This window comes from Pseudomonas frederiksbergensis, assembly GCF_900105495.1.
GTDB classification, from domain to species: Bacteria; Pseudomonadota; Gammaproteobacteria; order Pseudomonadales; family Pseudomonadaceae; genus Aquipseudomonas; species Aquipseudomonas frederiksbergensis.
Map to the genome: position 1 here is coordinate 728,968 of NZ_FNTF01000002.1, position 18,344 is coordinate 747,311.

The window sequence follows — 18,344 nt, forward strand, 5'->3', positions numbered from 1 at the left end:
CGCGCCCTGATCGGAATCTTGAGGACAGATCCTAGGTGTAGCCGCGAATTAACCCTATGGCAACGAGTGACAAATTAGTGGACATTTAACGCCATGAATCTGGAGAAAAGCCCATGAGCAAAAAAATTGCAGTGATCCTGTCCGGCTGTGGCGTATACGACGGCGCCGAGATCCACGAAAGTGTGATCACCCTGCTGCGCCTGGACCAGCGGGGGGCTCAGGTGCAGTGTTTCGCGCCGAACATCGCGCAGTTGCACGTGATCAATCACCTGACCGGCGAAGAAATGCCCGAGTCGCGCAATGTGCTGGTGGAATCGGCGCGGATCGCCCGGGGCAACATCAAGGATATCCGCGAAGCCAGCGTCGAAGACTTCGATGCGCTGATCGTTCCCGGCGGATTTGGATCGGCCAAGAACCTGTCGAACTTTGCCGTCGAAGGCGCCGGATGCAGCGTTCAGCCTGACGTCCTGGCGTTGACCGAAGCGTTCGCCGAGGCCGGCAAGCCGGTCGGGCTGATCTGCATCTCGCCGGCGCTCGCGGCGAAAATCTATGGACCGGGCGTGACCTGCACCATCGGCAATGACGCCGATACCGCCGCCGCCATGAACAAGATGGGCGCCACCCACGCCGACTGCGCGGTAACCGACATCGTTGAAGACAAGGCGCGCAAACTGGTCAGCACCCCGGCGTACATGCTGGCGCAGAGCATCAGCGAAGCGGCGTCGGGCATCAACAAACTGGTCGACCGCGTGCTCGAACTGACCCACGAAAACGACGCCTGACCTGATCGTTCCCACGCTCTGCGTGGAAAAGCAGCCCGGGACGCTCCGCGTCCCAAAGCGGACGCAGAGCGTCCAGTTAGGCATTCCCACGCAGAGCGTGGGAACGATCAGTGTGAACGGGTAAGCCGCGTGAGGATCCGGTCCAGCGCATTGGCAAACGCCTGCTTCTCGCGCTCGCCAAAGGGTGCTGGCCCGCCGCTCATTTGCCCTTGTTCACGTAGATCGGTAAACAGGTTCCGCACCGCCAACCGGTCGCCCATGTTCTGCGTATCGAACTCTTTGCCCCGTGGATCCAGCGCCGCAACGCCCTTTTTCACCAGACGGTCGGCCAGCGGCACATCGCTGCAGATCACCAATTCGCCAGGGACCGCGTGCTCCACCAGATAGTCGTCGGCCGCATCCGGGCCGCTGGGCACTACGATCAACTTCACCAGCGCCAAGCCCGGCTTGATCTGCGGCTGTCCGGCCACCAGCACCACTTCGAACTGGCGCTTGAGGGCGAACTTCACCACCAGATCCTTGGCCGCCCGGGGGCAGGCGTCGGCATCGATCCACACGCGCATTGTGTTTTCCTCTTCCAAAAAAAATCGCGAGCAGGCTCGCTCCCACAGGTTATACGCAATTCCTGTGGGAGCGAGCCTGCTCGCGATTGTGAGCGAAGCGAATGCTGTTGTTAAGAAACCTGCACCCGCCGCTTCTCAGCCATCCGGCTACGGCTATACAGCACGATGATCGCGATAATCGCCACCGCCTGCGCACTCAGCGAATACGCGTCAGCGTGGATCCCCAGCCAGTCGAAGTCAAAGAACGGCACCGGCCGGGTGCCGAAAATCCCGGCTTCCTGCAATGCCTTCACGCCATGCCCGGCAAACACCACCGACAACGCGCACAACAGACCGGCGTTGATGCTGAAGAACAACGACAGCGGCAGTTTCGCCGAACCGCGCAGGATCACCCAGGCCAGCCCCACCAACAAAACCAACGCCGTCGCACCACCCGCCAGGACCGCGTTATGGCCCGCCGGACCTGCCTGCAACCAAAGGGTCTCGTAGAACAGAATCACTTCAAACAGTTCGCGATACACCGAGAAGAACGCCAGCGTCGCAAACCCGAAACGCCCACCGCCGCCCACCAGGCTGCTCTTGATGTAATCCTGCCAGGCCGCCGCGTGACGACGGTCGTGCATCCACACGCCAAGCCAAAGCACCATGACAGCGGCGAACAACGCCGTGGCACCTTCCAGCAGTTCGCGTTGCGAGCCGCTGACATCGATCACGTACGCCGCCAGCGCCCAGGTCGCCAGACCTGCCAGCAGCGCCAAGCCCCAACCGACGTTGACGCTGCGCACCGCCGATTGCTGGCCGGTATTGCGCAGGAACGCGAGGATCGCCGCCAGCACCAGAATCGCTTCCAGGCCTTCGCGCAACAGAATCAACAAACCGGAGATGTAGCTCAGGGACCAGCTCAAGCCATCGCTGCCCAACAGGCCGGCAGCTTCCTTCAATTTGGCCTTGGCTGCGTCCAGACGCTGCTGGACCTGAGCCACCGGCAAACCGTCCTGCAACGACTGACGGTACGCCATCAGGGATTTTTCGGTGTCTTTACGCACGTTGGCGTCGACGTTGTCCAGCGAGCTTTCGACCAACTCAAAGCCTTCCAGGTACGCCGCTACCGATAAGTCATAAGCCTGATCGTGATCGCCAGCGCGGTAGGCGGCGATGCTCTTGTCCAGGGTGGCCGCCGTGTAATCAAGCAACTGCCCCGGACCACGCTTGACCAGCGGCGGTTGCGCTCGCTGGGCACGGAAGGTGGCAGCCGCCTGAGGACCTTCAGCAGCCTGCACTTCGGCTGGCGTCTGACGGGCGAGGTCGGCGATGTTGTAGGTTTTCTCGGACTTTGCCGCGGTCGGGTCGGCACTGAAGCTCGCGATGTAGGTCGCCAGATCCCAACGTTGACGATCATCCAGTTGATCGGCGAAGGCTGGCATGTCGGTGCCTTCAACCCCCATTCCCAAGGTGTTGTAGATCGCGTAGAGGCTCAGTCGGTCCAGTCGCGCAGCATCGCGCAGATTGGCTGGCGGCGGCGTCATGCCGACACCCGCCGGGCCGTCACCGGCGCCCGTATCGCCATGACACACCGAACATTGCTGGGCATACAGCGGCGCGCCGCGAGTCGGGTCCGGGGTGATGACCGGAGCCTGGCTGACTTCATAGGTCACCGCCAGTCTGGCCCCCAGCTGACGTGCCTGACGGGCAACATCCGCGCCATCCTTGCGAGCAGCAATGGCAGCGCCAAGGCTGTCGACGCCCTGCTCCAGCTCTGCGCGTTCGGGTCTGGCCGGCAAATCGGCGATCAAACCTTGCAGTACTTTCAAAAATTCCTGCTGTTCGCGGTATTCAGACTCATCGATGACGTTGCCCGCCTCCACCGTCGCCGGGTAATCGGCGCCGATGTAATCGAGCAGATGCAGGGCCTTGGGCGCACCTTCCGCGGTTTCGGCCAGCGCATTGAAGCTGCAGAACGCGATCATTGGCAGCACGAGCCACGCCAGAAAACGAGAGGAGGCAATCATGAATAACTCTCAAATGGAAATACGAAGTAACACATTGTTCACTCTCAATGAGTTTCACTCAAGCTTTGTTGGAGTTTCCTGAGACAGCCATAGGGCGTGCGGCCTGAAATAACTAATGGCACATTTCGGAAATATGAAATTAAAAAGCCATTACATAGCCAGCATCCTTGCTTATAATGCCGCGCCGTCGTTATTGCTAAACGGCATTTAAGCTCCTCTTTTTATGAGGAATTGGCAGGATGCCAACCTTCCCGCCAATAGGTCCCATCAGCCCGACCAGCATTTGCGGCTGCTTACATTCAGGGAAGAAGCACCCCATGGCATCCCGCGCCCTTACCTCGATCGCGCTCAGCGCTGTCACCTTGCTTGGCGGCTGCTCGGCCTTTCGTAACTACGATTCGGAACTTGCACAAACCAACCAGCAACTGGCCTCCGGCAACGTCGATGCCGCCTTGACCCTGTTGGAAAAGAACAACACCAGCAAAGACAAAGACCTGCTTTATTACTTCGAGAAAGGTGAACTGCTGCGCGCCAAGGGCGACTTGTCCGGGAGCCAGAACGCCTGGTCCAGCGCCGATCAGGTGGTGGGCAAGTGGGAAGATTCGGTCAAGCTTGATACCGGCAAATACCTGGCCCAGTTCGGCAGTTTCGTGGTGAACGACAAGGTCCGTCGCTACGAAGGCTACGACTACGAAAAAGTCATGCTGACCACGCAGATGGCCCTCAACCTGCTGGCAGTCAACGACTTCGACGGCGCGCGCATGTCGATCAAAAAGACCCACGAACGCGAAGCCGTAATCGCCGATCTGCGCGACAAGGAATACCTCAAGAGCGAAGAGGAAGCCGAGAAAGAAGGCGTCAAGACCCAGTACAAGGACTTGCAGGGTTACCCGGTCGCCAGCCTCGACGCACCGGAAGTGGTCAGCTTGAAAAACAGCTACCAGAGTGCGTTCAGCCATTACCTGGCCGGCTTCGTCTACGAAGCCCTGGGTGAAAAAGACCTGGCTGCGCCGGGCTACCGCAAAGCCGCCGAACTGCGTCCGAACACCCCGCTGCTCGAACAGGCGCTGGTCAATCTCGACAAGCCAGGCGGCAAGAACGATGACAGTGACATCCTGATCGTCGTGCAAAGCGGCCTGGCGCCGTCGCGCGATTCGATCCGCATCCCGTTGCCCTTGCCGATCAGCAACCAATTGGTGATCACGCCCCTGTCGTTCCCGATCATCAAGGCGGACACCTCCACCGCCACGCTCAGCCAGATTGGTGTGGACGGACAGCAACTGAACCTGACGCAACTCAACAGCACCACTGCCATGTCCCGCCGCGCCCTGCGTGACGACATGCCGGGCATCATCCTGCGCACCACCGTGCGTGCCGTGACCAAAGGCGTGGCGCAGAAGCAGATCAACGAAACCAACCCGCTGGCGGGCCTGGCGGTGGGTATTTCTTCAGCCGTGCTCGAAGGTGCCGATACCCGTACGTGGCGCACCCTGCCGGACTACACGCAAGTGGTGCGTCTGCGCCTGAAGAAAGGTGAGCACCAAGTCACCCTGCCGAACGCCGTGGGCGGTTCGGTGGTCAAGGTCACCGTCGATCAGCGCTACCAGGTCATCAGCCTGCGCGCCGTGGGCAATCAGGTGTTCGCCAGCGGCCTGGCCGCGCAGGTGATCCCGAAAGCCAACCCGACCGCCGTGGCCAGCCTCAAACCTTAAGAACGGAGTCTTTGCATGCGTTTCAAATTCATCGCTGTTGTCGCCCTGGCCTTGCTGGCCGGGTGCGCCACCCCGCCACCGCCGGAACCTGGCAGCGCCGCCAGCAAGGTCGTGGCCATGGGCAAGCTCAAGAACATCGTGGTCGGTGCCATGCGCGTCGCCCGGGAAAACGGCTTCATGACGGTCAATGCGCAGATGAGCAACACCAGCTTCAACAACAAGACCTTCTACTACCGTTTTGCCTGGCTCGGCCCTGAAGGCTTCCCCGTCGCCGAAGAAGAAACCTGGAAAAGCCAGATGATGTACGGCGAGCAGACCAGCTTCATCCAAGCGATCGCGCCAACCGCCAAGGCCGTGGATTTCCGTCTCGAAATCAAAACGCCTTAAGCCCGACACCCTATTCGTTCAGTTCCAGAGAGCATTCCCATGTTTGCACGTTTTTCGTTCATCGCCGTCTTCGCCCTCCTGGCCAGCGGCTGCGCCAACACTTCGCCGACCCTGGGCAGTAAAAGCATCAGCTACGGCGACACCAAGGCTGTGGAAACCGTGACCAACGAGTTCGGTTCCACGGACCTGCAGATGATCGCCGAGTCCATGACCCGTTCCCTGGCCCAGTCCGGCATCATGCAGGGTCGTCCGGTGGTTCAGGTCTACGACGTGAAGAACAAGACCAGCGAGTACATCGACACCCGTGAAATCACCACCAGCATCAAGACCCAGCTGATGAAAACCGGTGTCGCGCGCTTCGCCAGCGATAACAACGCAATGCAGAGCCAGGTTGACCAGCTCAAGCTGCAAAACCAGAGCGGCCTGTACAAGAAGAGCACGGTAGCCAAGACCGGCAACATGATCGCCGCCAAATACCGTATCGAAGGTTCGATCAGCTCGATCGTCAAGCGCAGCGCCGATTACAAGGACGTCTTCTACAAATTCAGCCTGCAATTGATTGACGTTGAAAGCGGTCTGGCCGAGTGGATGGACGAGAAAGAGATCCGCAAGACCACGGAGCGTTAATCAATGCGCGCATGGATTGGCATGATGGCCCTGACTTGCGCATTCAGCGTGCAAGCGGCCCCGAAAGTCGCGGTGACGGACCTCGCGTATCAGGAGCGAGTGGAGCAGTACATCCACATCGTTTCGGCACAGAGCAACCACAGCCAGAGTTACTACGGCGCCAGCGGCTCTTCGAGCTACAACGAAATCGAAGCCACCAGCAGCTACATCGAACAGGGTGAATTGCGCAAATTCACCGGCGACATCAAGGGCGAGATTCTTCGTACCGGCATGTTCCAGCTGATCCAGGGCACGCCTTACACTTCGGCGTCCAAGGGTGACGTCTATGACGTGATCAAGCGAATCAAGGCCGGCAACTTCAAAGGCGCGGACTACGTGTTGTTCGGCACCGTGTCGGACATCGACTTCAACAAGGACATCAACGAGCTCGCCAACACCGACAGCTATTCGGCGGTGCTGGCGTTGACCCTGGTGGCGGATTTCAGCCTGATCAACACCAAGACCTTCGAAATCACCTCGGCCTTCACGGCGATGGGCGAAGGTCAGGACACCAAACTGATGAACCATCGGGACATCCGTGTCTCGCTGAACCGTCCGCGGGTGGTGCGTGACGTGTCCAAGTCCTTGGGAGAGGACGTGGCAGGGCAACTGAGCCAACAGCTCGGCGGCGGTGGTTACGAGCAGCCGGGACAAACGCCGCGGCGTAACAACCTGCCAGCGGACATAGCGCCGGTCATTCTGCGCTGAACCCTGAAACTGAAAAGGCGACCCCAAAGGTCGCCTTTTTTGTGCCTGACGGTTTTATGCCGCCGCTTTGCGAAGCGTCGCCATGAACGCCGCCGCGCCAATGAACAGCCCGGCAAATGTGCGATTCATGCGTCTCTGCTGCTTGGGCGTGCGCAACATCCGCAGCACCTTCGCTGCCAGCCCGGTGTAACCGGCCATGACGATCAGGTCGACGCAGATCATGGTGATACCGAGGATCAGGTACTGCGCCACCAGCGGTGCATGTGGATCGATGAATTGCGGCAGCACCGCGAGCATGAACACCAACGCCTTGGGATTGCTGACGTTCACCAGGAAACCGCGGAACACCAGCGCCATCGGCTTGCCGATTTGCCGGACTGCCGCATCGTCGCTCATGTCATTGGGCAGCGCGCACCATTGCTTGACCGCCAGGTAAACCAGATAAGCCACGCCAAACCATTTGATCGCGTAGAAAGCAGTGGCCGAAGCCGCGAGGATCGCACCGACACCGGCGGCGACAATCGCAATCTGCAACGCCAGACCCAGTTGCAGGCCCAGGGCGTTCCAGTAACCGCGCCAGAATCCGTATCGCAGACCGCTGGACATCGACGCAATGGCGCCGGCACCGGGAGACAGACTGATCACCCAGCAGGCGGCAAAAAATGCCAGCCATGTTTGAAGCACCATCGCACACCTCGATTCAGACTCGTGACAGACGTCTAAGCTAATGCGGCTTTGGGCTGATGACTACCGATTTTTGCAGGACAGGGTGGACTGCCGACCAGCGTTTATGGCTGTAAGGCCTCATCGCGAGCAGGCTCGCTCCCACATTGGTTTTTCGGCGCTCACAAATCCCATGTGGGAGCGAGCCTGCTCGCGATGGCGATTTATCAGACAACCTCTATGCAAGAGGTAACGACTATTTTTCGAACCCATTGGACGGAAACACATCCGTACCGCGCCAGCGTCGAACCGAGCGCTGGAAGAACAGGCTGTTGGGCACTTGCACCATGGCGCTGCCAGTACCGAGTTCTTCGGCTTCGATCAGCGTGGTATAGAGCAGATTGATCGCCACCACCCGGCCTTTGACGCCAGGCTTGTCGGTGGTATCCACCAACTCGACCACATCGCCGATACGAAACGGGCCGACGGTGAAGATCAGGATCGCGCACAGCAAATTGGAGAGCACGCTCCACATGGCGAAAAACGCTACGGCGGCCACCGCAACGAAACCGGACAACGCGGTCCAGAGCACCGTCGCCGAAACGCCGAGGCGTTCCAGCACGAAGATCAGCGCGCTGCCCATGATCAGCCAGCGCAAACCACCGCGTAGCGGCATGAAAAATTGCGGCGGAAACGGATAGCGTTCGCCCAGGCGTGTCAGGCATTTAGCGACAACCCGCTGGGCAATATAACCGGCCAGCAGGATCAGCAGAATTTGCACGACCAGCCAGAGCGGCTCGCCCCACCCAGCCGGCAGCGGCAACTTGAAGGCTTCCATCAGGACAGAGCCTCCAGCTCCGCCTGCATGCTTTCAAGCAACTCCAGCGCTTCCATCCAGGCTTCTTCCAGTTCGGCTTCACGGACCTTCAGCTTGGCCTGTTCGGCCAGCAGATCACGCAAATCGTTTTTGCGCGCCGGCTCGTAAATGTCGCTATCGCCGAGGCTGGCATCGATCTTCGCCAGTTTCTCGTGCAGCTTGCCCAGCTCGGCTTCGAGCTTGTCAGCCTCGCGCTTGTGCGGTGCCAGTTGCTGACGCAACGCGGCCGCCGCCTGGCGCTGGGCCTTCTTGTCGGTCTTGTCCGGATTGACCGGCGTGTTACTGACCGGGGCGTTGCGCTGACGGTAGTCCACCAGCCAACGGGTGTAGTCTTCCAGGTCGCCGTCGAACTCCTCGACCTTGCCGTCCGCCACCAGATAGAAATTGTCAGTGGTGCTTTTGAGCAAATGGCGATCGTGGGAGACCACCAGTACCGCGCCACTGAATTCCTGCAGGGCCATGGTCAGCGCCAGGCGCATTTCCAGGTCCAGGTGGTTGGTCGGTTCGTCGAGCAGCAACAGGTTCGGCCGGCCCCAGGCGATCAACGCTAGCGCCAGACGGGCCTTTTCGCCACCGGAGAAGTTCAGCACCGGCTCATCGATCCGCGCACCGCGGAAATCGAAACCACCGAGGAAGTCGCGCAGCGTCTGCTCGCGCTCGGTCGGCGCCAGGCGCTGCATGTGCAGCAACGGGCTGGCCTTGGAGTCGAGGGAGTCCAGCTGATGCTGGGCGAAGTAGCCAACAACGGTGTTCTCGCCACGGGTCAGTCGGCCGGACAACGGCTCGAGTTCACCGGCAAGGTTTTTGATCAGAGTCGACTTACCGGCACCGTTCGGGCCAAGCAAACCGATCCGCGCACCGGGGATCAATTGCAATTTGACCTTCTCCAGCACGGCGCGCTCGCCGTAACCCAGTCGGGCGTCGGAGAGGTCAATCAACGGGCTGGAGATTTTCACCGATTCGCGGAAAACAAAATCGAATGGCGAATCGACGTGGGCGGCGGACAGCTCTTCCATCCGCTCCAGCGCCTTGATCCGGCTCTGGGCCTGACGGGCCTTGGTGGCCTGGGCCTTGAAACGGGCGATGTAGCTTTCCATGTGCGCCCGTTGCGCCTGCTGCTTCTCGTAGGCCTGCTGTTGCTGGGCCAGACGTTCGGCGCGAGCGCGTTCGAAGGCGCTGTAACCACCGCGATACAAGGTGATCTTGCGCTGATCGACGTGGGCCACGTGATCGACCACGGCATCGAGGAAATCCCGGTCGTGGGAAATCAACATCAAGGTGCCGGGATAGCTTTTGAGCCATTCTTCGAGCCAGATGATGGCGTCGAGGTCCAAGTGGTTGGTCGGTTCGTCGAGCAGCAGAAGGTCCGAGGGGCACATCAAAGCCTGCGCCAGGTTCAGACGCATCCGCCAACCGCCAGAGAAATCTCCTACCTGGCGATCCATCTGTTCATTGGTGAACCCAAGGCCGGCCAGCAACTTGCGGGCCCGGGCATCGGCGGTGTAACCGTCGGCGCTGTCGAGTTCCGAGTGCAGGCGGGCCTGAGCGGTACCGTCATGGGCCGCTTCGGCTGCCGCGAGGTCACGTTGCACCTCGCGCAGGCGCAGGTCGCCATCGAGCACATAGTCGACCGCCACCCGATCGAGAGTGTCGATCTCCTGGCGCATGTGGGCGATGCGCCAGTCCGCCGGCAAGAAGCAATCACCCGAGTCCGGGTGCAGGTCACCCAGAAGCAGGGCGAACAGGCTCGATTTGCCGGCGCCGTTGGCACCGATGAGGCCGGCTTTGTGGCCGGCGTGCAGGGTCAGCTCGGCGTCTTCTAGCAGACGTTGCGGGCCACGCTGTAAAGTCAGGTTCTGAAGTCGAATCATAATGGCGGCGGAGTCTACCAGCTTCGCTCGCAACTGGCGCGAGTAGCACTATGTCCTCTGACCTGTGGAGCTTTTCCCTTAGTACTTACGCCCGTCCCGGCGTTGAACCCGCGTGCCTGCAATTGCAGTCGGCGGGTATCAATGTGTGCTTGCTGCTGTGCGGGCTGTGGCTGGGAGAACGTGGCGTCACCTGTAACGAGCACCGATTGCAGCAATTGCGTAGCGTGGCCGAGCCGTGGGACGCAGACGTGGTGCAACCGCTGCGAGCCTTGCGGGTGAATTGGAAAGTCGTTGCCACTGACGATAGCGAACTGAATGCGTTACGCGAACAAGTGAAGGCACTCGAGCTGCAAGCCGAGCGACATCTGTTGGTGCGACTGGAACGATTGGCGTTGAGTTGGCCGCAGGATGAGGCGACCGATCTATCGGCCTGGCTGGAAGGTGTGGCGGCGGGTGCCGCCCACCTGGACCGCGACGCGCTGCATCAGCTGCGCGTCGCGGTAACCGGCACTTAGGAAGCGCTGGTTGGGGTGGTTGCTGCGATCGATGCGGCGGCCGGCGTTGGTGCTGGCGGCGTTGTCGAAGTGGCCGCTGCTAAAGCAGACGTTGCCGCCGGAACCGGATTGGCTGGCTTGGCAACTGGCGCGGCGGCCGGCTTGGCGGCAACCGGTTTTTTCACCGCTGGTTTTGCAGCCGGTTTGGCAGCGGCAGGTTTGGCTGCTGGTTTCGCTGCGGCAGGTTTTGCAGCAGTGGCTGGCTTGGCTGCAGCAGGTTTTGCAGCAGCAGTTTTGGCAGCCGGTTTGGCTGCAGCTTTTGCAGCTGGTTTTGCAGCTGGCTTGGCCGCAGTTTTAGTCGCGACTGATTTCGCGGCAGGCTTGGCAGCAGGTTTCGCAGCGGCAGTTTTTGCAGCCGGTTTGGCAGCTGTTTTCGTCGCTGCAGTTTTCGCCACCGCGGATTTAGCAGCAGCGGTTCTTGCAGCCGGTTTAGCGGCAGCTGTTTTGGCAGCGGCTGGCTTGGCGGCAGGTTTGGCAGCGGCTGTTTTAGCCGCCGGTTTCGCAGCGCTGGCAGCGACTGGTTTTTTCGCCGCAGGTTTTGCTGCTGGTTTTGCTGCGGCTTTCACCGGTGCTTTGGCGGCCGGTTTGGCAGCAGGCTTGGCCGGTGCTTTTGCAGCAGCCGGTTTGGCAGCGGCTTTCTTGGCAGGAGCCGAAGCAGGCTTGGCCGAACGCAGGGACAACGCCTTGCCGACAGCCTCTTGCACACGACCGACGCCCTGGGCCAGTTTCAGGCTTTCTTGAGCATCGCGCTTGAGTTGCAGAATGTAGCTGCGAGTTTCGGATTGACGATCCTTGAGGGCATCGAGCAAGTCCTCAAGCTCCTTCACCGCGCCTTTGGCCTTGGCTTGTGCCTTGGCCTTGCCGGCCGCCGCAGCGTCCTGCAATTTGGTACGGGATTTGTGCAGTTTTTCTTGCGCTTTTCCGCGTTGCTTTTCCAGTTTGGCGAGCAGTTTTTCAGCATCAGCCAAGGCTTGGGAACAAGCGTTTTCCAGATGCTCGAGCAAGCTGCTCGAGAGTTGTTGGAGTAAGTGCAACGGGGTATTTACAGGCTTCTTGGTGGCCGACATGGTTTACCTCCTGGCTGACGTGGGTGCGGCTCATACTAGACCTCTGCTGCTACCGCCGCTAGGGCATGTTGACAGTATCCAAAGCGCTGCGTTGCAACGGATTGAAATTCTTCTGCGCTTGCGCAAAACCAGTTCACCGTCGGGCGCATTCACACTGGCATAATCCCCCGCATCTCAGGTCGGAGAGTGCCCATGTCGCGCTACCTTTTTTTATCTCTGTGCGTGTTTTTTTCAGTGGCCCAGGCCGCCGAAAAAACCCAGGAAAATGACACTCATGATCTCTCTTACAGCTTGGGTGCAAGTCTCGGCGAACGCCTGCGCCAGGAGGTTCCTGATCTGCAACTGCAGGCGCTGATCCAAGGCTTGCAACAAGCCTATCAAGGCAAACCCCTGGCACTGAAAGATGAGCAGATCGAACAGATTCTTGCCGAGCACGAAGCCCAGGTCGCCTTGCAACCGAGCATGCCGCAAAGCGAAATCGCCCTCGAAAAAGAGCAGGCTTTTCTCGCCGAGGAAAAAACCAGACCGGGCGTTCGTGAGTTGGCCGATGGGATATTACTCACCGAGTTGGCGCCAGGCACGGGTGCCAAAGCCGGCCCCAACGGCAAAGTCCAGGTGCTGTATATCGGCCGACTTCCCGACGGCACGGTGTTCGATCAGAACAGTCAGCCGCAGTGGTTCAGTCTCGACAGCGTGATCAGCGGATGGCGCAGCGCGTTACAGCAAATGCCGGTCGGTGCGAAATGGCGCTTGGTGATTCCATCGGCCGAAGCCTATGGCGCCGAGGGTGCCGGCGACCTGATTGCGCCGTTCACACCGCTGGTATTCGAAGTTGAACTGCGCGGTGCCACAGGCTGAATACCGGAAACGAAAAACGGCGCGCATGGCGCACCGTTTTTGCAGGTCTTGCAGGAAGGAGGTTCAGGCCTGAACCGGGTCTTCTTCCTTGTGAGCGGTGTGCAACACTTCGATCAGGCAGTCTTCCAGTTCGAAGCGCTCGTGCAACAGGCCACCCAGCTCTTTGAATTTCTCTGCCACGCATTGACCTGCATCACACAGGTCATTGAACGCCAGCAGCTTCTCGGTGATGACATCGATGCGAGGGTAGATGGTTTCGGCCAACTCAAGCCCGCGAGTGTCACCAAACGCCTTGGCTTCACCGGTCAGCTGTTCGTAGATCTCGAAGTGCCCGGCAGACACGTAATCGACCAGTACGCCGCAGAATTCCTGCAACGGCTTACGGTTCTCACCCAGCGCCTCAGGCTTGGCGCCGAGAGCATCATAGGCCCGAACCAGTTCGTGACGCTCCTGCAACCAGCGATCGATCAGCAGATGCACTCCACCCCAACGTTCCTGAGCATTCTGACAACTTTCGAGCATGGTGATCTCTCTTCCCTTGTGGGTCATGCTGCCCTACACCCGTCGCACACTTGAAAATCAAGTATCGGCCAGGCAGAGCGTCATTCGAGCAACATAATTCCAATGACACGTGCGGGCCAGATTATGCCCGCGCGACAATGGCTTCAAGGTACGCAGGAGATAAAGTTCATACAAGTGTTTAATCACCCGCCAGCGCCCGATGCGACGAACCGCCGCTGAGCGGTCGCTGACACGCTTTCCAGGCAAGACGCAGCAACTGATAAATACCTAAAATCGTCATCGCCATGAAGAGCAGCAGACTCCATTCGGGAATGCTCAGGTCGAACAGTGTCCAGGATATCTCCGCGCACTCGGCCACCCCTTTGAACATCTGTGTCACCTGGCAAAACCAGGGCATGTCCTCGTACGGAACCGCCAGATCAGGCGGACACGTCAACAGCTGATGCGTGGGATCGCTCTGCAGCAAAACCTGGCGCCATGCCGTGATCGTACCCGCCAGACTGCAAAACAGTCCGAGTACCCAATACAGGAAAGACCCAAAGCGGCCGGGCCCATGCACCGAAGCCACCAGGCAGACACCCGTGAGCAACGCGAGGCAAAAGCGCTGCAACAGGCACAACCCGCAAGGCTTGAGGCCGACCGCATATTCCAGGTAATAGGACACGCCCAGAGCCAGGGCACCTGCAATGAAAGCCATGAAAAACAAGGAGCGTGAGCAGGCCAAAGACATGGCATTTCCGTAACAGTAGAGACAGGCGGTTACGGTAGAGGAAAGCGCCGCAGGCTTTCAAGGCGGGCCAGCGGGGACACTTCAACAGAAGTGTAGGGAATTCCCGACAGGAACGAGAGGATCAGATGTAGTCCTTTGTAGGACTTTGCCGTTTACGGACTACAAAGGGAAAATCCCGACAATTTGCAGGCGGCTGGGTCGCTCCTTGGAGCGACCCGTCATCCGCTCTTCAAGCGTGAACAGGAACCGGCAACGGTGCCGCCAGCAGGCGCTCGTCCAGCAAACCCAGGCCTTCCTGGAACAACTGATTGCTGCGTTCAGTGTCACCCAGCTGCGCCAGCAGCCGCGCCAGTTCCGCACAGGCTTCCGGGTTGCGCTGCACGCGCAGGCTGCTTTCCAGATAATCCCGGGCCTTGCCCCAAAGGCTGCTTTGCAGACACAAGCGCCCCAGGGTCAGCAGCAGGCTCGGGTCGGCCGGATGATCCTTGAGCCAGCCTTCGGCGGTGTGCAGTTGACGGGCCGGATCGCTGCCGCGAACGAGTCCGTAGAGGCGCGCCAGATGACTGTCGTAGTTGCGCTTGAGCGCTGTTCGCAGGATCTCTTCGGCCTCGACCTGAGCCCCCAGTTGCCGAAGTTGCTCGGCATAAGCGAGCACCAGTTGCGGCTCCTGACGCTGAGCTGAGGTCAGTTGCTGCCAGGCGCGATTGAGCGATTGCAAGCCGACCGTTCCGTCTGCTTCTTGATGCGCCGCCAGGGACAGGTTCTCCCCCCAGGCCCGGCGCTCCAGTTCGGCCAGCTCGGACGCTGGCAGGACCTTGTCCTTGCGTAGCTCCGGCAGCAGGCGAATCACGGCCGACCAGTCGCCGCGCTGTTGGTGCAAGCGCTGCAACTGGCGCAAGGTCTGGACGTTATGAGGATGACGCTCGTGCATGGCTTGCAAGGTCACCAGGGCGCCATCGGTATCGCCGCGGTCGGTCTGGAGTTGCGCGTGACTCAGGGCAATGGCCAACTCTGCCTGGGGCTGTCGCTCCAGAGCGCGCTCGAGCAGATTGTCGCTTTCCTCGTATTGCCCTTGTTCGTTCGCGGCCCGGGCAGCGCCGAGGTAATAAAGCAGCGGCTGGCGCTCGGCTTCCGCAGCCCGGTGCAGATGACGCTGCGCACTGGCCCAGCGACCTTCGGCCAGATCCAGCTGACCGTGTTCAATCGCCACCTGCACACGGCGGCTGCGATTGCGCCGAGACCAGGGATTGACCACGCCGCTGGAGGTCATCACCAATTCGATCAACGCCTTGATGCCCCAGAACACCAGCCAGAGCACGGCGACCAACGCCAGGGTTGCCCACAGGCTCGATTCGTAACGGAAGCTTTTGTAGGCGATCAGCACGTAACCGGAATGCTCGGCGATCGCCAGCCCCAGCGCGGCGGCAGCGGCGATCACCAGGAACACGATTACATAGAGGCGTTTCATGGCGTCGCCTCCTGAACGGTGTCCGTGGCAGGTTTGGCCATCGGCTTGATCGAGTCCTCGGCGTTGACGTTGCGCCGTTCCAGATAACCCTGAACTGCACTCAGCGTGCCGGTCAGGTCTGGCGTGACCACGGCGACCGGTTGCTTGCTCAACTCGCCAACCTGCTCAAGCATCACTTTGCTCTGAGGGTTGTCCGGGTTGAAGTTACCTTTAAGTACGTCCCGCGCTTCGGCCAGCGCCTGGGTATAAACCGCGGCCTGGCCGTTGAGCGCGGCCCATTGCGCCTGCTCCAGCGCCAGGCTCAGGGCCAGGCGCACCTGGCTCAGGCTCTGCCCGGCCAGCAACGGACGCACATTCTTGTCGGCGTTGAAGTCGATGCGGATGTAGCGCGAGACCTGATCCCACCATTGCGCCCAACGACTGGCGCCGTCGCCATCAGCAGTGAGACCCAACAGGGATTCGCCACGGTCCTTGTACTCGGGTGCCAGCTCGGTAAGGCTGATCACCTGATCGCGCAACGCCCCCAATCGCAGGAACAGACCGGTGCGATCCGGCTGCTGGGTGCTACGCAATGCCACCAGTGTCTTGGCTACTTGCTCGCGAGCGGCAAACGAACCCGGGTCGTTCTGTTCGCGCAAAATTTCATCGGCGCCCTGGACCAAAGCCTGGGCACTGCTGATGTCCTGCAACGCGGAAAGACGCAGGCTGGCCAGACGCAGCAGATGCTCGGCCTCGGCCAGGCGCCAATCCTTGCGGCTGGCGCCCAGAACCGTTTCCAGACGTTGGTTCAAGCGTTGCTGATCACCTTGAAGCTGAGTGACCAAACGACTGCGCGCGTCGAGCTCGTCGGCGGCCGGCATTTGTTCCAGGCGAGCCGTCAGGCGTTGTTCATTGAGCTTCAGCTCCTGCGCCTGATCGTTCAATGCCTGGACCTGGCTCAACTGCAGTTGAGTGTTGGCTTGCAGGTGACGCACCTGCCAGACACCCCAACCGCCCACGGCAACACCGGCAGCGCCCAGCAGCAGCGCGACGATTGCCAGCCCATTGCCTCGGCGCTGCACTGCAGCAGGTGGCCCGGTTTCAACCGGTGCTTCAACCGGTGCATCGAGCACTGGCTTGACGTCATCTTTAGGCAAGGCTGTTTCGCTCACGTATCCATCCTTTGCATTAGAGAACGGGTCCGGGATGCTCCCGTAACGCCGTCAGCAATGCCGCGGCACTGGCGCCACGACAATCCACAACTGTTTGGGCCCCGGCGGAACGTGCCAGCTCGGCGACCCTGGGGCTTGGAACAAACAACGGCAACCGCGCCAACTGCGGCCAGGCATCGCCGGCCAATTGATGCAGGTGCTCAAAACCCTGTCCACTGCTGACCACCAGCCCGTTCAAGCGTTCCGCTTCGATCCGGTCAGGCAGCGCTGCCGGCGGGTACTGCGGCAGGTCGCGGCGGTACAACTCCAGATACTCGACACTAGCACCAAGCTCGCGCAAACGCTCAGCCAGCAACTCGCGCCCGCCCTCCCCGCGCATGATCAGCACACGCGGATCGGGCCGCGCAATGGCCTCGCGCAACTGCGGAAGTTCAAGCAAGGCTTCGCTGTCATCGCCCCCCACCGGAAAGCTGATGTCCAACCCGCGATCCTCGAGGATCTGCGCGGTGGCTGCGCCTACGCTAAACCACTTCAAACGAGGGGGTTGCAGCCGATACCTGTCGAGCAGATCCACGGCAATTCTGGCAGCCGGCTTGCTGACGACTATCACTGCGCAATAGCGATCCAGCCCCTGAATCATCTCGCGCATTGTGTCAGAGGCTGGAATCGGCTCGATCTCCAAAAGCGGCAAACTGCTGCTGAAAATCCCCTTTTCGGCCAAAAAACCGCTCAGCGCCGCCGACTCATCCGCGGGACGCGTCAGCAGCAGGCGCCAACCCGTCACTCGTGACCTGCCTCGCCGTAGACTGCTTTCAGGATGTCGTTGGCGCCTTGACTCAGCAGGTCTTCAGCCACTTGCACACCCAGGGCTTCGGCATCGCTACGTGGCGCACGAGCCTCGGCGCTAAGCAGCAGGCCGCCGTTCGGATCTCCGACAAGACCGCGCAACCAGATTTGTTCGCCTTCAAGCACGGCATAGCAGGCGATCGGCACTTGGCAGCCGCCATTCAAATGTTTGTTGAGAGCACGTTCGGCGGTCACGCGGGTGGCGGTGTCCTGATGGTGCAGCGGTGCCAACAGCGCGTGAATTTCGCTGTCGATGCTGCGGCATTCGATACCCACCGCACCTTGGCCACCGGCCGGCAGACTGTCGTCGACGCTGATGGCCGAGGTGATGCGATCTTCAAAGCCCAGACGAAGCAGGCCGGCAGCAGCGAGGATAATCGCGTCGTATTCGCCGGCATCGAGCTTGGCCAGGCGCGTGTTGACGTTGCCGCGCAGGAAACGAATCTCCAGGTCTGGGCGACGGGTCAGCAACTGGGCCTGACGGCGCAGGCTGGAGGTGCCGACGATGCTGCCTGGCGGCAATTCGTCCAGGCTGGTGTAGGTGTTGGAGACGAATGCATCGCGCGGGTCTTCGCGCTCGCAGATGCAAAACAGACCGAGGCCTTCAGGGAAGTCCATCGGCACGTCTTTCATGGAGTGCACCGCGATGTCGGCTTCGTTTTCCAGCAGCGCGGTTTCCAGTTCTTTGACGAACAGGCCCTTGCCGCCGATTTTCGACAGTGGCGAGTCGAGCAACTTGTCACCGCGACTGACCATGGGCACCAACGTCACGAGCAGACCCGGATGGGCCTCTTCCAGACGGGCTTTGACGTATTCGGCCTGCCACAGGGCGAGTGCACTTTTACGGGTGGCGATGCGGATTTCGCGAGAGGACATGGATCAATCCGTACTGAATAGATACGGCGGATAA

At 60.4% G+C, this 18,344-nt stretch carries 19 protein-coding genes; 7 read left to right on the forward strand and 12 right to left on the reverse strand.

Going from position 1 to position 18,344, the window contains the following annotated elements; genetic code table 11:
• Positions 1-113 precede the first annotated feature (113 nt).
• Positions 114-782: an isoprenoid biosynthesis glyoxalase ElbB gene (gene elbB / locus BLW70_RS04005; RefSeq protein ID WP_074871861.1), complete on the forward strand. Its 669-nt coding sequence runs from the start codon at positions 114-116 to the stop codon at positions 780-782.
• A gap of 107 nt (positions 783-889) precedes the next feature.
• Here the strand turns inward: elbB and BLW70_RS04010 are convergent, their stop codons facing one another.
• Positions 890-1,345: a YaiI/YqxD family protein gene (locus BLW70_RS04010; RefSeq protein WP_074871863.1), complete on the reverse strand. Its 456-nt coding sequence runs from the start codon at positions 1,343-1,345 to the stop codon at positions 890-892.
• Between the two features lie 110 nt (positions 1,346-1,455).
• Positions 1,456-3,354, reverse strand: coding sequence for an FTR1 family protein (locus tag BLW70_RS04015; RefSeq protein ID WP_074871865.1), 1,899 nt, complete (start codon positions 3,352-3,354; stop codon positions 1,456-1,458).
• A 317-nt stretch (positions 3,355-3,671) separates the two neighbouring features.
• Between BLW70_RS04015 and BLW70_RS04020 the strand changes: the two genes are divergently transcribed.
• Genes BLW70_RS04020 through BLW70_RS04035 form a run of 4 tightly spaced genes read left to right on the forward strand, consistent with a single transcriptional unit; the run spans position 3,672 to position 6,827 of the window.
• On the forward strand, positions 3,672-5,066 hold the full coding sequence (locus tag BLW70_RS04020; protein WP_074871867.1) for a COG3014 family protein: 1,395 nt from the start codon (positions 3,672-3,674) through the stop codon (positions 5,064-5,066).
• 15 nt (positions 5,067-5,081) lie between these two features.
• Positions 5,082-5,453 carry a YcfL family putative periplasmic lipoprotein gene (locus BLW70_RS04025; protein ID WP_074871869.1) on the forward strand — a complete coding sequence of 124 codons (372 nt, stop codon included), beginning with the start codon at positions 5,082-5,084 and terminating at the stop codon, positions 5,451-5,453.
• Positions 5,454-5,492: 39 nt separating this feature from the next.
• Positions 5,493-6,080 (forward strand): penicillin-binding protein activator LpoB, encoded by a 588-nt coding sequence (lpoB, locus tag BLW70_RS04030; protein WP_074871871.1) that lies wholly within the window; start codon positions 5,493-5,495, stop codon positions 6,078-6,080.
• Between the two features lie 3 nt (positions 6,081-6,083).
• On the forward strand, positions 6,084-6,827 hold the full coding sequence (locus BLW70_RS04035; RefSeq protein ID WP_074871872.1) for a penicillin-binding protein activator LpoB: 744 nt from the start codon (positions 6,084-6,086) through the stop codon (positions 6,825-6,827).
• Between the two features lie 54 nt (positions 6,828-6,881).
• On the opposite strand, the gene BLW70_RS04040 is transcribed toward BLW70_RS04035, so the two are convergent.
• The 3 genes from BLW70_RS04040 to BLW70_RS04050 all read right to left on the reverse strand — a co-directional run bounded on the left by BLW70_RS04040 (position 6,882) and on the right by BLW70_RS04050 (position 10,238).
• Positions 6,882-7,514 carry a LysE family transporter gene (locus BLW70_RS04040; RefSeq protein ID WP_074871874.1) on the reverse strand — a complete coding sequence of 211 codons (633 nt, stop codon included), beginning with the start codon at positions 7,512-7,514 and terminating at the stop codon, positions 6,882-6,884.
• A 232-nt stretch (positions 7,515-7,746) separates the two neighbouring features.
• Positions 7,747-8,328 carry a mechanosensitive ion channel family protein gene (locus tag BLW70_RS04045; RefSeq protein WP_007899338.1) on the reverse strand — a complete coding sequence of 194 codons (582 nt, stop codon included), beginning with the start codon at positions 8,326-8,328 and terminating at the stop codon, positions 7,747-7,749.
• Positions 8,328-10,238 (reverse strand): ATP-binding cassette domain-containing protein, encoded by a 1,911-nt coding sequence (locus BLW70_RS04050; RefSeq protein WP_074871876.1) that lies wholly within the window; start codon positions 10,236-10,238, stop codon positions 8,328-8,330. Before BLW70_RS04050 ends, BLW70_RS04045 begins: the two co-directional genes overlap by 1 nt.
• Before the next feature lie 50 nt (positions 10,239-10,288).
• Here BLW70_RS04050 and BLW70_RS04055 point away from each other — a divergent pair, with 50 nt between their 5' ends.
• Entirely contained in the window at positions 10,289-10,753 is a 465-nt protein-coding gene (locus BLW70_RS04055) for a TIGR02444 family protein (RefSeq protein ID WP_074871878.1), read from the forward strand.
• Here BLW70_RS04055 and BLW70_RS04060 read toward each other — a convergent pair.
• Positions 10,750-11,859 (reverse strand): AlgP family protein, encoded by a 1,110-nt coding sequence (locus tag BLW70_RS04060; protein WP_074871880.1) that lies wholly within the window; start codon positions 11,857-11,859, stop codon positions 10,750-10,752. The genes BLW70_RS04055 and BLW70_RS04060 overlap by 4 nt on opposite strands.
• A gap of 192 nt (positions 11,860-12,051) precedes the next feature.
• On the opposite strand from BLW70_RS04060, the gene BLW70_RS04065 reads away from it, so the two are divergent.
• Positions 12,052-12,717: an FKBP-type peptidyl-prolyl cis-trans isomerase gene (locus BLW70_RS04065; RefSeq protein ID WP_074871882.1), complete on the forward strand. Its 666-nt coding sequence runs from the start codon at positions 12,052-12,054 to the stop codon at positions 12,715-12,717.
• A 63-nt stretch (positions 12,718-12,780) separates the two neighbouring features.
• On the opposite strand, the gene BLW70_RS04070 is transcribed toward BLW70_RS04065, so the two are convergent.
• The 6 genes from BLW70_RS04070 to hemC form a co-directional block, all read right to left on the reverse strand.
• The gene (locus BLW70_RS04070) at positions 12,781-13,239 is read right to left on the reverse strand and encodes an Rsd/AlgQ family anti-sigma factor (RefSeq protein ID WP_033053386.1); all 459 of its coding nucleotides are present in this window, start codon (positions 13,237-13,239) and stop codon (positions 12,781-12,783) included.
• A 178-nt stretch (positions 13,240-13,417) separates the two neighbouring features.
• Positions 13,418-13,969, reverse strand: coding sequence for a disulfide bond formation protein B (locus BLW70_RS04075; RefSeq protein ID WP_074871884.1), 552 nt, complete (start codon positions 13,967-13,969; stop codon positions 13,418-13,420).
• Positions 13,970-14,198: 229 nt separating this feature from the next.
• Positions 14,199-15,437, reverse strand: coding sequence for a heme biosynthesis protein HemY (locus tag BLW70_RS04080; protein ID WP_074871886.1), 1,239 nt, complete (start codon positions 15,435-15,437; stop codon positions 14,199-14,201).
• Positions 15,434-16,588, reverse strand: a complete 1,155-nt coding sequence (locus BLW70_RS04085; protein ID WP_074871887.1) for a uroporphyrinogen-III C-methyltransferase — start codon at positions 16,586-16,588, stop codon at positions 15,434-15,436. Before BLW70_RS04085 ends, BLW70_RS04080 begins: the two co-directional genes overlap by 4 nt.
• 16 nt (positions 16,589-16,604) lie before the next feature.
• Entirely contained in the window at positions 16,605-17,372 is a 768-nt protein-coding gene (locus tag BLW70_RS04090) for a uroporphyrinogen-III synthase (RefSeq protein ID WP_074871889.1), read from the reverse strand.
• The gene (hemC, locus tag BLW70_RS04095) at positions 17,369-18,310 is read right to left on the reverse strand and encodes a hydroxymethylbilane synthase (RefSeq protein WP_074871890.1); all 942 of its coding nucleotides are present in this window, start codon (positions 18,308-18,310) and stop codon (positions 17,369-17,371) included. The genes BLW70_RS04090 and hemC overlap by 4 nt, the downstream gene beginning before the upstream one ends.
• Between the last annotated feature and the right edge of the window lie 34 nt (positions 18,311-18,344).

Bases quoted from the DNA above. Each gene is read 5' to 3' on its own strand.
- elbB (WP_074871861.1), top strand. From the start codon at position 114: ATGAGCAAAAAAATTGCAGTGATCCTGTCCGGCTGTGGCGTATACGAC.
- BLW70_RS04010 (WP_074871863.1), bottom strand. From the start codon at position 1,345: ATGCGCGTGTGGATCGATGCCGACGCCTGCCCCCGGGCGGCCAAGGAT.
- BLW70_RS04015 (WP_074871865.1), bottom strand. From the start codon at position 3,354: ATGATTGCCTCCTCTCGTTTTCTGGCGTGGCTCGTGCTGCCAATGATC.
- BLW70_RS04020 (WP_074871867.1), top strand. From the start codon at position 3,672: ATGGCATCCCGCGCCCTTACCTCGATCGCGCTCAGCGCTGTCACCTTG.
- BLW70_RS04025 (WP_074871869.1), top strand. From the start codon at position 5,082: ATGCGTTTCAAATTCATCGCTGTTGTCGCCCTGGCCTTGCTGGCCGGG.
- lpoB (WP_074871871.1), top strand. From the start codon at position 5,493: ATGTTTGCACGTTTTTCGTTCATCGCCGTCTTCGCCCTCCTGGCCAGC.
- BLW70_RS04035 (WP_074871872.1), top strand. From the start codon at position 6,084: ATGCGCGCATGGATTGGCATGATGGCCCTGACTTGCGCATTCAGCGTG.
- BLW70_RS04040 (WP_074871874.1), bottom strand. From the start codon at position 7,514: ATGGTGCTTCAAACATGGCTGGCATTTTTTGCCGCCTGCTGGGTGATC.
- BLW70_RS04045 (WP_007899338.1), bottom strand. From the start codon at position 8,328: ATGGAAGCCTTCAAGTTGCCGCTGCCGGCTGGGTGGGGCGAGCCGCTC.
- BLW70_RS04050 (WP_074871876.1), bottom strand. From the start codon at position 10,238: ATGATTCGACTTCAGAACCTGACTTTACAGCGTGGCCCGCAACGTCTG.
- BLW70_RS04055 (WP_074871878.1), top strand. From the start codon at position 10,289: ATGTCCTCTGACCTGTGGAGCTTTTCCCTTAGTACTTACGCCCGTCCC.
- BLW70_RS04060 (WP_074871880.1), bottom strand. From the start codon at position 11,859: ATGTCGGCCACCAAGAAGCCTGTAAATACCCCGTTGCACTTACTCCAA.
- BLW70_RS04065 (WP_074871882.1), top strand. From the start codon at position 12,052: ATGTCGCGCTACCTTTTTTTATCTCTGTGCGTGTTTTTTTCAGTGGCC.
- BLW70_RS04070 (WP_033053386.1), bottom strand. From the start codon at position 13,239: ATGCTCGAAAGTTGTCAGAATGCTCAGGAACGTTGGGGTGGAGTGCAT.
- BLW70_RS04075 (WP_074871884.1), bottom strand. From the start codon at position 13,969: ATGTCTTTGGCCTGCTCACGCTCCTTGTTTTTCATGGCTTTCATTGCA.
- BLW70_RS04080 (WP_074871886.1), bottom strand. From the start codon at position 15,437: ATGAAACGCCTCTATGTAATCGTGTTCCTGGTGATCGCCGCTGCCGCC.
- hemC (WP_074871890.1), bottom strand. From the start codon at position 18,310: ATGTCCTCTCGCGAAATCCGCATCGCCACCCGTAAAAGTGCACTCGCC.